11 protein-coding genes are annotated in these 12,352 nt (G+C 66.3%); 5 read left to right on the top strand and 6 right to left on the bottom strand.

Features of this window, described 5'->3' with window-relative positions:
- Positions 1-72: 72 nt before the first annotated feature.
- A complete protein-coding gene (locus METLW4_RS0115895) occupies positions 73-1,377 on the top strand; it encodes a UDP-glucose dehydrogenase family protein (protein ID WP_018267221.1) in 1,305 nt (434 codons plus the stop codon).
- 182 nt (positions 1,378-1,559) lie between these two features.
- Here the strand turns inward: METLW4_RS0115895 and METLW4_RS0115890 are convergent, their stop codons facing one another.
- Complete coding sequence (locus tag METLW4_RS0115890) at positions 1,560-1,793, bottom strand: hypothetical protein (protein WP_018267220.1); 234 nt, start codon at positions 1,791-1,793, stop codon at positions 1,560-1,562.
- A 269-nt stretch (positions 1,794-2,062) separates the two neighbouring features.
- On the opposite strand from METLW4_RS0115890, the gene METLW4_RS0115885 reads away from it, so the two are divergent.
- Positions 2,063-3,688 (top strand): inorganic phosphate transporter, encoded by a 1,626-nt coding sequence (locus METLW4_RS0115885; protein ID WP_018267219.1) that lies wholly within the window; start codon positions 2,063-2,065, stop codon positions 3,686-3,688.
- A gap of 73 nt (positions 3,689-3,761) precedes the next feature.
- Here the strand turns inward: METLW4_RS0115885 and METLW4_RS0115880 are convergent, their stop codons facing one another.
- Together METLW4_RS0115880 and METLW4_RS0115875 are read right to left on the bottom strand one after the other, a co-directional pair.
- Positions 3,762-4,706: a peptidoglycan-binding domain-containing protein gene (locus tag METLW4_RS0115880; RefSeq protein ID WP_018267218.1), complete on the bottom strand. Its 945-nt coding sequence runs from the start codon at positions 4,704-4,706 to the stop codon at positions 3,762-3,764.
- Between the two features lie 114 nt (positions 4,707-4,820).
- Positions 4,821-5,528 (bottom strand): SOS response-associated peptidase, encoded by a 708-nt coding sequence (locus METLW4_RS0115875; RefSeq protein WP_018267217.1) that lies wholly within the window; start codon positions 5,526-5,528, stop codon positions 4,821-4,823.
- Positions 5,529-5,668: 140 nt separating this feature from the next.
- On the opposite strand from METLW4_RS0115875, the gene METLW4_RS0115870 reads away from it, so the two are divergent.
- Positions 5,669-6,163, top strand: coding sequence for a hypothetical protein (locus METLW4_RS0115870; protein WP_018267216.1), 495 nt, complete (start codon positions 5,669-5,671; stop codon positions 6,161-6,163).
- On the opposite strand, the gene METLW4_RS0115865 is transcribed toward METLW4_RS0115870, so the two are convergent.
- Together METLW4_RS0115865 and METLW4_RS0115860 are read right to left on the bottom strand one after the other, a co-directional pair.
- Positions 6,139-6,939 carry an enoyl-CoA hydratase-related protein gene (locus METLW4_RS0115865; RefSeq protein ID WP_018267215.1) on the bottom strand — a complete coding sequence of 267 codons (801 nt, stop codon included), beginning with the start codon at positions 6,937-6,939 and terminating at the stop codon, positions 6,139-6,141. The genes METLW4_RS0115870 and METLW4_RS0115865 overlap by 25 nt on opposite strands.
- Positions 6,940-6,967: 28 nt before the next feature.
- Positions 6,968-8,740 (bottom strand): acyl-CoA dehydrogenase, encoded by a 1,773-nt coding sequence (locus METLW4_RS0115860; protein ID WP_018267214.1) that lies wholly within the window; start codon positions 8,738-8,740, stop codon positions 6,968-6,970.
- A gap of 138 nt (positions 8,741-8,878) precedes the next feature.
- On the opposite strand from METLW4_RS0115860, the gene METLW4_RS0115855 reads away from it, so the two are divergent.
- The gene (locus METLW4_RS0115855; protein WP_018267213.1) at positions 8,879-9,139 is read left to right on the top strand and encodes a TonB-dependent receptor plug domain-containing protein; all 261 of its coding nucleotides are present in this window, start codon (positions 8,879-8,881) and stop codon (positions 9,137-9,139) included.
- Between the two features lie 119 nt (positions 9,140-9,258).
- The gene (locus tag METLW4_RS0115850) at positions 9,259-9,552 is read left to right on the top strand and encodes a hypothetical protein (protein ID WP_157235174.1); all 294 of its coding nucleotides are present in this window, start codon (positions 9,259-9,261) and stop codon (positions 9,550-9,552) included.
- Positions 9,553-9,561: 9 nt separating this feature from the next.
- Here METLW4_RS0115850 and mutS read toward each other — a convergent pair whose 3' ends face one another.
- Entirely contained in the window at positions 9,562-12,234 is a 2,673-nt protein-coding gene (gene mutS / locus METLW4_RS0115845; protein ID WP_018267211.1) for a DNA mismatch repair protein MutS, read from the bottom strand.
- Positions 12,235-12,352 lie beyond the last annotated feature (118 nt).

Raw genomic sequence — 12,352 nt, 5'->3', positions numbered from 1 at the left:
CGTTTTTGTCATGGCGACGAAATAATTGCGTTGCAGTGACAATCCTTTGGACCGAGCGAAAGACGAGAGACGATGAACATCACAATGATCGGATCGGGCTATGTCGGCCTCGTTTCCGGCGCCTGCTTCGCCGATTTCGGCCATGTCGTGACCTGCGTCGACAGCGACGCCTCCAAGATCGAGCGGCTGCTGCGCGGCGAGATTCCGATCTACGAGCCCGGCCTCGACGAGCTCGTCGCCAATAATGTGAAGCAGAACCGCCTGTTCTTCACCACCGATCTCACCCCGGCCGTGCGCGGCGCGGACGCCGTCTTCATCGCCGTCGGCACGCCGTCGCGCCGCGGCGACGGTCACGCCGACCTCTCCTATGTCTACGCCGCCGCTGAGACCATCGGCCGCGCGCTCGACAAATTCACCGTCATCGTCAACAAATCGACCGTCCCGGTCGGCACGGGCGACGAGGTCGAGCGCCTCATCCGCGAGGTCAATCCCAAGGCAGATTTCGCCGTCGTCTCCAATCCCGAGTTTCTGCGCGAGGGCGCGGCGATCGAGGATTTCAAGCGCCCGGACCGCGTCGTCATCGGCGTCGAGGACGATCGCGCCCGCGAGGTGATGTCGGAAATCTACCGGCCGCTGAGCCTCAACCAGCCGCCGCTCGTCTTCGTCGGCCGCCGCACCTCCGAGCTCACCAAATATGCGGCCAACGCCTTTCTCGCCACCAAGATCACCTTCATCAACGAGATCGCCGATCTCTGCGAGCGCGTGGGCGCGGATGTGCAGGAGGTCGCGCGCGGCATCGGCCTCGACAATCGCATCGGCTCGAAGTTCCTGCACGCCGGGCCGGGCTATGGCGGCTCCTGCTTCCCCAAGGACACGCTCGCTCTGCTGAAGACGGGACAGGACTACGCCGCGCCGCTGCGCATCGTCGAGACGGTGGTGGCGGTGAACGATTCCCGCAAGCGCGCCATGGCCCGCAAGGTGATCTCGGCGCTCGGCGGCTCGGTGCGCGGCAAGAAGATCGGCCTGCTCGGCCTCGCCTTCAAGCCCAACACCGACGATATGCGCGACGCGCCCTCGCTCGCCATAGTGGCCTCGCTCGCCGGCGACGGCGCCAAGGTCTACGCCTATGATCCCGAGAGCATGGGGCAGGCGAAGCCGCTGATGCCGGAAGTGACCTTCTGCGAGGATCCCTATCAGACGGCGGAAGGCGCTGATGCGCTGGTCATCGTCACCGAATGGGACGCGTTCCGCGCGCTCGATCTCGACCGCATCAAGACGTTGCTGAAGACGCCGGTGATCGTCGATCTGCGCAACATTTATCGCGCCGCCGATATTCGCAAGCGCGGCTTCGACTATACGAGCGTCGGCCGGGCGTGAGCGTGTTTTCGAGCGAAGCGGGAACCGGTTCGCGTGAAGAAAACACTTCGAATGAAGAGATAGAAAGTCATTCCGGCGTGATCTGAGCCGGAATGACCTAAAAACGCACCGTCATTCCCGGCGCGGGCCAGAGGCCCGGCCGGGAATGCGGGGCCGCCGCGTGAAACGATCCGAATCGCCGCTCAACCGCGCCCCTGCTGCGCGACGAGGCCGAGCGAGGTGAGCGCGGAGAGGCGCGGCGGCGATTCGCGCCGCAGCTCCAGCGCCGCGCTGCGCGCATTCTCGGCCGATTGGAACAGACGCCCCTCCAACGGGCGGAAGGACTGTTTCGCCGCATAGAAGCGATAGCCCTTGGCGTCGCGGGCGATCACGCCGACGGCTTCCTCGCCGAGCTCGATGATATAGGCGTCGGACATTTTAAGGCCTCCTTCTCCGCGGCGCGCGGCCCATCGCGACCACTTTGGGCGCACGGCGCATCGCTTTGCGAGCCTGTAGGCTCTAGCGATTTGTTCGTTATGTCAAATAGAATGTTCTTTTAACAGAACCACGACGAGAGAACGAACGCATTGTCGGATTGTCCGACGGCGAAGAATTTCTGCTCTGCACCGCGCAGAGCCTCCGCCGTCACACGCCTGTCGTTTCCAATTGTTGAATATTCTCGCCTTTCAGTTGCGAGGAGCAAGTTATGACATCCGTTGCCTCGAGCGTCGATCTGCGCGAAAGCGCCGACGCTCACAGTCCGAAGCCGAAGCTCGATCACAAGCTCGACATACGCGCGCTTCTCATCTTCCTCGCGGTCATCGCGCTCGGCCTCGCCTTCACGGCGTGGAGCATCTACAAGGATATTCTTGAGTCCGGCGCTCCGGTCACCAATTATCTGCCCTTCCTCCTGCTCGGCGTGGCGCTGCTCATCGCGCTCGGCTTCGAGTTCGTGAACGGCTTCCACGACACCGCCAACGCCGTGGCGACCGTCATCTACACCCATTCCATGCCGGCGCCGGTCGCCGTGGTGTGGTCGGGCTTCTTCAACTTCCTCGGCGTGCTGTTCTCCACGGGCGCGGTCGCCTTCGGCATCGTGTCGCTGCTGCCGGTGGAGCTCATTCTGCAGGTGGGCTCCCAGGCCGGCTTCGCCATGGTGTTCGCGCTGCTCATCGCCGCGATCGTCTGGAACCTCGGAACCTGGTGGCTCGGCCTGCCGGCCTCCTCCTCGCACACGCTGATCGGCTCCATCATCGGCGTCGGCGTCGCCAACGCCCTCATGCGCGGCCGTGATGGAACGTCGGGCGTCGATTGGGGCAAGGCCACCGATATCGGCTATTCGCTGCTGCTGTCGCCGCTGTTCGGCTTTGGCGCCGCGGCGCTGCTGCTGCTGGTGATGAAATTCCTCGTCCGCAAGCCGGAGCTCTACACCGAGCCCAAGGGCCAGGCGGCGCCGCCCTTGTGGATTCGCGGCCTGCTGATCCTCACCTGCACGGGCGTCTCCTTCGCCCATGGCTCCAATGACGGCCAGAAGGGCATGGGCCTCATCATGCTGATCCTCATCGGCACGGTGCCCACCTCCTATGCGCTCAATCGCGCGCTTCCGGCGAGCCATCTGGCGAGCTTCACGCAGGCTTCGCAAGCGGCGTCGAAGGTCGTGGAGACGAAGGCCGCGGGCTATAACGTCCTCGGCGATCCGCGCCCGGCGGTGACGAATTACGTCGCTCAGCATCAGATCAACGAGGGGACCTATCCGTCGCTCGCCGTGCTGATCCGCGACATCTCGCATCAGATCGAGAGCTACGGCTCGATCTCGAAAATTCCCTTCGCCGCCGTCGGCAACACGCGAAACGACATTTATCTCGTCTCCGAGGCGCTGCGCTTCCTCGCCAAGGACAAGGCCGCGGAACTGACCGACGCCGACAAGAAAGTGCTGAAGGACTATAAGGACCAGATCGATCAGGCGACGAAATTCATCCCGCTCTGGGTGAAGATCTCCGTCGCCATCGCGCTCGGCCTCGGCACGATGATCGGCTGGAAGCGCATCGTCGTCACCGTCGGCGAGAAGATCGGCAAGCAGCATCTGACCTATGGCCAGGGCGCCTCGGCCGAGCTGGTCGCCGCCGGCACCATCGCCGCCGCCGACATGTATGGCCTGCCGGTCTCGACGACGCATGTGCTGTCTTCCGGCGTCGCCGGCACGATGGCCGCCAATGGCGCCGGCGTGCAGATGGCGACGATCCAGAAGCTGCTGATGGCCTGGGTGCTGACGCTCCCCGCCGCCATATTGCTGTCGGCTTCGCTCTACTTCGTGCTGCGTCAGGTGATGTGACGCGACAAAAAAAGAGAGGGGCCTTCGCGGCCCCTCTCTCTTATTCCTGCTTATTCTTGTTCCTGCTTCCAGCTCAATCGCCCTTGCCGGCGAGGCGCGGCGTCAAGATCTTGCTCACGAGGCAATGCGTGCCGTCGGTCGGATCCTCGGTGCGGCGCGGGCGCTTGGCGGCGCATTCGGCCTTGTCGGCGGGATTCTTCACGCCATAGAAAGCGTTGATGATCGCCTGCTCCTGCTCGTGATCGAAAGCGTGCGTCTGGCCGAACATCACATATTGAAAGACCAGCGCCTGCGTCTTCGGAACGAAGGCGACGAAATCGGCGGCCTCTTTCAGCTTTCCCTCCGCGCAGCCGCGATAGGCCGCAGGGCGCTGATATTTGAACCCGGCCGGGGTCGACTTGCCGGAGAGCGCATAAGTGTAGCAGGCGCGCGGCTTCGACATTTGGCAATAATAATGGATGGTTATGTCCGACCAATCGGTCGGCGCGTAATTCGTCTTCAGGCAATCGGCCGTATATTGATAGCCCTGATCCGTATGCTTGGGCTCGCCGGCGCGGCGGCTGCCATAGACATCGGCGCTCTGGTTCATCGCCGCGAGAATGGCCGCGCCGGGCAGCGACAGGCCGGCCGCCGGAGCGTTGGGCAGATAATTGCTGTAGGGCTGGGCCGGATTGTTCTTGCCGGCGGCGAGCTTGTCGATCTCCTCCTGCGTCGGAACGGCGATCCAATCGGCGACCGGCTTCGTCGTCGAGACGCCGACGCCGAGCTTTTCCAGCGTCGCGGCGTCGAGCGCGCCGCTCTGCGGCAGGCCGGACTTCTGCTGGAAGGCGGAGATTGCGGCGGTCGTCTTGGCCCCGGCGACGCCATCCAGCACGCCCGGATCGAAGCCTTGCGCGGCGAGCTTCGACTGCGCGGCCTGCGCGACCGGATTATAGGGGCCGGCGAGGCCGGCCGAGCCGACAGACGAGGCCAGAACGATTCCGAGCGCCGCGACTGCGGCGCGCATGCCTATGCGCATACCAAACTCCCTTCGAGAAATTCTCACGTCGAAACAGGCGACGGCCAGGATTCATATCACCGGCCGCAGAGCCGCCAAGGCGTTTTTCTTCCCCGCGCCGCATCCTCGCGCCGCTCAGGAGAGGAGATCGCCGCGCCTATATTGAATCGAGGGCGCGTCATTGGAGGCTTTATTGACCTCCGGGCCGATCTCGAAGAATTCGAGCGCGTCGTCCGGCGCGGGCGCCAGCAAGCGCCAGGCCGCCTCGGCCGCATATTCGTCGAGGCCGAGCCAGAGATCGAAATCCTTCGGCGTCAATATCGCCGGCATGCGATCGTGAATGGCGACCGTCGCGCCATTGGCGGAGACGGTGAGAATGCAGGCGGTGTCGATCTCGCTGCCGTCGCTGCCGATCCATGTCTCATAGAGGCCGGCGAGCGCCAGCGGCGTTCCATCGGCGTGGCGGAAGAGATAGGGCCGGCTCGCCCGCGCCCGGCCCTTGGCGCCGTCGCGGCGCCATTCGTAATAGGCGTCGGCGATGAAGAGGCAGCGCCGCCGCCTCATCGCGGCGCGAAAGCTGGGCTTGTCCGGCGCGCTCTCGGCGCGGGCGTTGAAGATGAGCGGGAAGCTCGCCGGATCCTTCACGAAGCCCGGCAGAAAGCCCCAGCGCACCAGCTGAAAGCGCCGCGCCTCGCCGCCGCGCGGATCGCGCTCCTGCCGCACGATAGGGACGGGCTGCGTCGGCGCGATATTGTAGCGCGGCGGAAAATTCGGCTGATCGACATAGCCGAAATAGTCGCGCGCCGCCTGCGGCGGCAGAGTGATGGCGTAGCGGCCGCACATGGCTCTCCTCGACCCTCCTCATTCTCGCTGCGCCGCGAAATGCCGGAAATCCCGCGCCTTCCCGGAATCGCAGCGGGAAGGCGGAAAGAGATTCTTATCAATTGGAGCCCATTATGAACCCCAACATATCGGGATTTCCTATGACCGCTGACGCGCAATTCGCAACGCTCGATCAAGTCGACGGCAGTCGGGCGCCGAATCCTTTTTCATCCACCAAGCCGTTGATCAGCCCGGTGTCCGGTCTGGCCAACGACTATCTCAACCTGTTCAACGAGCTCGTCATGATGCTCGAGCAGCTGCCGCACATGCCGGAGCTGATCGAGGATCTGCTGGCTTGGCGGCCCGTGACCTACAAAGAATATTTCGAGCGCTCGCAGCTTCCCGGCCGTCACTCGGCGCTCGCCGCCTATGACAGGGTGAGCCCGGATTTCAAGCGCCGCTTCGAGGCCTATGTGGCCGAGCTGGACACGATCGCCGTCGCCGCCGTCGCCTCCGTGCGCCTGCAATATCGCACCGGCTCGCCGCAGAATATCGACCGCCTCGCCGGCACATGCGCGCGCGCGGGCGAGAAGATGCGCGCCATTCTCTACAAGGCGTCGCGGCTGGTGAACTACGCCAGATTGTCCGACGACTGACCGAGCGGATCGCTGGCCGGGGCGCCGGCGAAAAACGCCTCGAGCCGCGCGCGCGTCTCGCGCATCGTCAGAGCGGCCGCGAAGAGCGCCGCCTCCTCCTCAATCCTCGCGGCCACGGCCGCCGAATCGCCCCGCAGCAGGCGCCGCGTCGCCGCCAGCGCCGCGCGCGGCTTGGCCGCCAGCCGACGCGCCGCGTCCACCGCCATTTCCTCCACTTCGTCGAATCCGGCGACCGCATTGACGATGCCGAGGCGCAGCGCCTCGCTCGCCCCGAAGCTATCGCAGAGCAGCAGGAATTCCGTCGCCTTGACGAGGCCGATGCGCTGCGGGACCAGCAGCGTCGAGGCCGCCTCCGGGATGACGCCGAGATCGACGAAAGGCATTTTGAAGCGCGCCCCATGCGAGGCGTAGACGAGATCGCAATGGAACAGCATGGTCACGCCGACGCCGATGGCGTCGCCCGCCACGGCGGCGACGAGCGGCGTCTGCAACGCCGCCAGCGCGCGGACGAAGCGCAGAGCGGGGAAATCATGCGGATTGTCCAGCGGGCGGCGGAAATCCTCGAGGTCGTTGCCGGCGGTGAAATCGTCGCCGGCGCTCGACAGCACGATGGCGCGAATCTCCTCCTCGGCGTCGGCCTTGGCGAAAGCGGAGATCATCGCCTCGTACATGGATTTGTCGAGCGCGTTGCGCTTGGCCGGCCGGTCGATGACGATCCGCAGCAGCGGGCCGTCCCGGCGGACGAGGATCTCACGATTCTGCTCGCGATTTTTCATGAGCGTCTTTCTCGTCTCTCGGCCCGGCTCAATCTCCGGCCGTCAGCAGCGCCTGCCCGGCGATGAGGGAGTCGCCGCCCTCGACGGTGGCGCGTTCCAGCCCCTCCGCCGCGACGGCGAGATTATCGGCGAAGAATCGCGCCGTGACGATTCTCTTCCGAGTTGCGGCGTCGCCGGCGCGATGCGAGGCGAGCGCCCCGGCCCCGAGCAGAGTGACGCCGCGCGCCAGCGCGAACAGCCGCAGATAGGGCGTCGCGCCGGCGAGCGCCTCGAAGCCGCGCGGATCGGATGTCGCGGAGAGAAAATCGGTGGCGCGCTCGAAAGCCTCGACAGCCGCCGTGGCGCGACGGGCGATATTGACGAAGATTGCGTCATTGCTCGCCGTCAGCGCGTCTATGTCGCCGCGCATGTCGTCGATCTCGCGCCACACGGCCGCGCCTTTGGAGAGGCGCAGCTTGCGGGTGACGAGATCGATCGCCTGAATGCCGTTGGTTCCCTCATAGATGGGCGTGATGCGCGCGTCGCGCAGCAATTGCGCGGCGCCGGTCTCCTCTATGAAGCCCATGCCGCCATGGACCTGAACGCCGAGCGAGGCGACCTCGCAGCCGATGTCGGTGGAATAGGCCTTGGCGAGCGGCGTCAGCAGGCCGGCGCGCTCCTGCGCCGTCTGCGCCTCCTCGCCCTCCAGCAGGCGGGCGCGGTCCAGCGCGGCGGCGGTGAGATAGCAGATCGCCCGCGCCGCGGCGGTCTTCGCCTTCATCGTCATCAGCATGCGCGCGACGTCGGGATGCTCGACGATCGGCGCCGGATCGGCCGCGACGCCGCGGCCCTGGCGGCGTTCGCGCGCATAGGCCAGAGCGGTCTGCGTCGCCCGCTCGGCGAGGCCGACGCCCTGCAGCCCGACAGAGAGCCGCGCATTGTTCATCATGGTGAACATGCAGGCGAGGCCCTCATTCTCGCGGCCGACGAGAAAGGCGACCGCGCCGCCATTGTCGCCATAGGACATTGTGCAGGTCGGCGAGCCATGGATGCCGAGCTTGTGCTCTATCCCGACGCAGCGCAGGTCGTTGCGCGCGCCGGGGCGTCCATCCGGCCCCGGAAGGAATTTGGGCGCTAAAAATAAGGAAATCCCGCGCGTGCCGGCGGGCGCGTCGGGCAGGCGCGCCAGCACGAGATGAACGATATTCTCGGCGAGGTCGTGCTCGCCATAGGTGATGAAAATCTTCTGGCCGAACAGGCGGTAGGAGCCGTCCTCGGCGCGCTCGGCGCGCGTGCGCAAATGGGCGAGATCGGAGCCCGCCTGCGGCTCGGTGAGATTCATCGTCGCCGTCCATTCGCCGGAGATCATCTTCGGCAGATAGCCGGATTTCAGCGCCTCGCTCGCATGGATCTCCATCGCCTCTATCGCGCCCTGGCCGAGCAGCGGGCAGAGCGCGAAGGAGATGTTGGCGGCGTTCCAAATCTCCGTGCAGGCGGCGCCGAGCAGCAGCGGCAGGCCCATGCCGCCATGGCCGGGCGGCGCGGAAAGCGCGTTCCAGCCGCCCTCCACCCACAGCGCATAGGCCTCGCGCCAGCCGGGCGCGGTCGTCACCTTTTCGCCCGTGAGCGTCACCCCGTCGCGGTCGCCGACGCGGTCGAGCGGCAGCAGCGCCGTCTCGGCGAATTTGGCGGCTTCCTCCAGCGTCGCGGCGGCGGTGGCCGCGTCCAGCTCGCCATAGAGCCCGCCCGGACCGAAGGCCGTCTCGCCCGCCGCCCGCCGCATGGCGAAGAGCAGATCGTCGAGAGGCGCGCGGTAGGACATGGACGGGCTCCGGGAGAGAATCGCTTTCTCATTCTAGCGCCGCCGCAGGGCTAATCCACCATTCGCGCCGGGGAAGCCGCGCTCGCGGCGTCGCCGCCTCCGTGATAGAAAGGCGACTGGCGGCGAGGAGAAATCGTCATGCCTCATTTTCGCATTCTGGCCGGCGTCGCAGCGGCGCTGATCGCGACGAGCGCTCGCGCCGAGGCGACGCGCAAGGCGCCCGTGCAAGATGGTTATCACATTCCCTACGTCGTCGGCCCCGGCGGCGAGAAGCGGTCCGTGATGGACACGCCCGGCGGCGTGACCGTGATATCGCGAAAATTCATGGACGATATTCAGGCGCGCTCGATCTATGACGCGTTGCGCTATGCGCCGGGCGTGCGGGTCTTAGGCCGCTGACGCGACGCGCCGTCGGCGCTATGTCGGCAATTACGTAAAATTGCGCATATCTTTCGCCGCCGGCGTTAAGCTCCCGCTCGTAGAACCTTCGGCGAAGCGAGAAACAAAGGAGCTTGGTCGTGTCGCTCACACTTTCCGATCTGTCGCTCTATGGCCGCTCGGCCTATGGGACGTCATATCAGCCGGCGGCGGCCGCGCCCGCGAGCGAGACGCAGCGCGCGCAATCTGCGCAATCGGCGTCGACTCCCGCGGGCGGCGATTCCGCCGAGGCCGATGGCGGTCATGATCCCTATGCGCAGATCGACTCGCTGCTCGCCGGCCTGCGCGCTCTCACGGTCGGCGGCGCCAAGCTCGACAGCGGCTCGACGACCTCGCAAGCCAATGCGGCCTATGCCGCCTATGCGATGGGTTGACGCGGCGGCTCAACGGCCGCCCGCTTTCGCCTTCAGCTCATAGAGCGCGGCCAGCGCCTCGCGCGGCGTCAGCGCGTCGGGATCGATCGCTCCCAGCGCCTCGCGCAATTCGTCCTTCGCCGGCGTGCTCGTCGCGACATGCGCGAAGAGCGGCAGATCGTCGATGAGCTTCGTCACCGGCGCGCGCCGATCGGCGGCCTCGAGCTCGGCGAGAATCGCATGCGCCCGCGCCACCACGCTCGCCGGCAGGCCGGCCAGCTCGGCCACATGCACGCCATAGGAACGATCGGCGGCGCCTTTCGCGACCTCGTGCAGAAACACCACCTCGCCGGCGTGATCCTTCACCTTCATGGTGAGATTGACGAGCCGGCCCATGCGCTTCGTCAATTGCGTCAGCTCGTGGAAATGCGTCGCGAACAGCGCGCGCGCGCGATTGACCTCGTGCAGATGCTCGATCGTCGCCCAGGCGATGGAGAGTCCGTCGAATGTCGCCGTGCCGCGGCCGATCTCGTCGAGAATGACCAGCGAGCGCGGACCGGCGCAATTCAATATGGCCGCCGTCTCCACCATCTCGACCATGAAGGTGGAGCGCCCGCGCGCCAGATCATCCGCCGCGCCGACGCGCGAGAAGAGGCGATCGACCGCCCCTAACCGCGCGCTCTTGGCGGGAACGAAGGAGCCCGCCTGCGCGAGAATGGCGATGAGCGCGTTTTGGCGCAGATAGGTGGATTTGCCGGCCATGTTCGGCCCGGTGACGACGGCGATCTTGCCCGCGCGCGCGTCGCCGAGATCGCAATCATTGGCGGCGAAGATTTTTCCCTGCGCCTCGAGCGAAGCTTCGACGACGGGATGACGTCCGCCGACAATCTCGAAATCGAGAGAGCTGTCGACATGCGGGCGCGTCCAATCGCGCTTGACCGCCAGCTCGCCGAGCGCCGCGAAAACGTCGAGCGCGGCGAAGCCTTGCGCGAGACGTTGCAGCTCCTGCGCACGCGCGAGCACGGCGCCCGCCAATTCCTCGAACAGCGCCAGCTCGCGCTCCTGCGCGCGATCGGCGGCGGAGGCGATCTTCGCCTCCAGCTCGGCCAGCTCGCGCGTCGAGAAGCGCATGGCGTCCTGCATCGTCTGGCGATGTGTGAACACAGCGTCGAAAGGCGGACGCAGCAGTCTCTCGCCCTGCGCCTGCGGAACCTCGATGAAGAAGCCGAGAAAGTTGTTGTGCTTGATCCTGAGCTGCTTCGTTTCGGCCAGCTCGACATAGCGCTGCTGCAGCGAGGCGATGACGCGTCGGCTCTCGTCGCGCAGAGCGCGCGCTTCGTCCAGCTCGGCGTCGAAGCCTTGCGCGATGAAATTTCCCGCGCGCTTGTCGAGCGGCGGATCGTCGGCGAGGCGCGTCGCAATGGCGCGCTCCAATTCATTGTCGCAAGCAGCTAACGTCGCGATCTCTTGCGCGACCAGCGGCGCCGCCTCCTGCGCGGAAAAGAGCGTGACGATCTCGCGCGCGGCGGCGAGCGCGGCGCGAATATTGCCGAGATCGCGCGGGCCGCCGCGCTGCAACGACAGACGCGAGAGCGCCCGCGCGACATCCGGCGCGCGAGCGAGCGTGGCGCGCAAGCGCGCGCGCAGCTCCGGCGCGGTGACGAAGAAGGAGACGGCGTCGAGCCGCTGCGCGATCAATTCCGGCTCGGTGGAGGGCGCGGCGATGCGCTCGGCGAGCAGACGCGCGCCGGCGGGCGTCGCGGTCATGTCGATCGTCGCCAGCAGCGAGCCGTCGCGCTCGCCCTTCAGCGTGCGCGTCAGCTCGAGATTGACGCGCGTCGCCGCGTCTATCTCCAGAGTGGCGCTGCGGCGCAGGCTCGAGGGTCGGCGCAGCGCAGGGCGCTTTCCCTTTTGCGTGCGCTCGACATAGAGAATGGCCGCGGCCGCCGCCGCGATCTCCGTCTCGCCCAGCGCGCCGAAACCCTCGAGCGTCGCGACGCCGAAGAAATCGAGCAATCGCCGCGCGGCGCTCTCGCCGCCGACATCGCGTCCGAGCGCGGTCAGCGGCGCGTCGAGATGCGCGAGCTGCGCAGTGAGACGCGCATCGGCGCAGATCGCTTCCGCCGCGACGATCTCGCGCGGCTCCAGCCGCGCCAGTTCCCCCGCCAGCTCCGCTTCGCCGACCTCCGCGACATCGAAGGCGCCGGTGGAAATATCGACGCAGGCGAGGCCGTAGCGCCAGCCTCCATCGCCGCCGCGCAGCCGCGACAGCGCGGCGAAGGCGTTGGGGCGCGCGGGATCGAGCAGCTGCTCCTCGGTGATGGTGCCGGGCGTGACCAGCCGCACGACGTCGCGTCTGACGACGGATTTATTGCCGCGCTTGCGCGCCTCGGCGGGGTCCTCCATCTGCTCGCAGACGGCGACGCGATGGCCGAGCGCGATGAGCTTTTGCAGATAATCGTCGGCGCGCTCCACCGGCACGCCGCACATCGGAATATCGGCGCCCTGATGCTTGCCGCGCTTCGTCAGCATGATGCCGAGCGCGCGCGAGGCGGTTTCGGCGTCCTCGAAGAACAGCTCGTAGAAATCGCCCATGCGATAGAAGAGCAGGCAATCGGGATTGGCCGATTTGATTTCTATATATTGCGCCATCATCGGCGTCGGCCGGGCGGCCTTGTCGTCGGATCGCGGTTTCTCGTCCATGAGACGCTTCGTGCTCTTCCTCGGTTCGAGGCGCACTAAGACACAAAGCGCATCGAGTTCAAAGGGAGGCGGTCGGCCCCCTCCCCAGCCCTCCCCCGCTTTGCGGGAGAGGGAGCGG

Origin of the sequence: Methylosinus sp. LW4 (assembly GCF_000379125.1) — a bacterium.
Classification (GTDB): Bacteria; Pseudomonadota; Alphaproteobacteria; order Rhizobiales; family Beijerinckiaceae; genus Methylosinus.
This window is presented reverse-complemented; position numbering and strand designations above follow the sequence as displayed.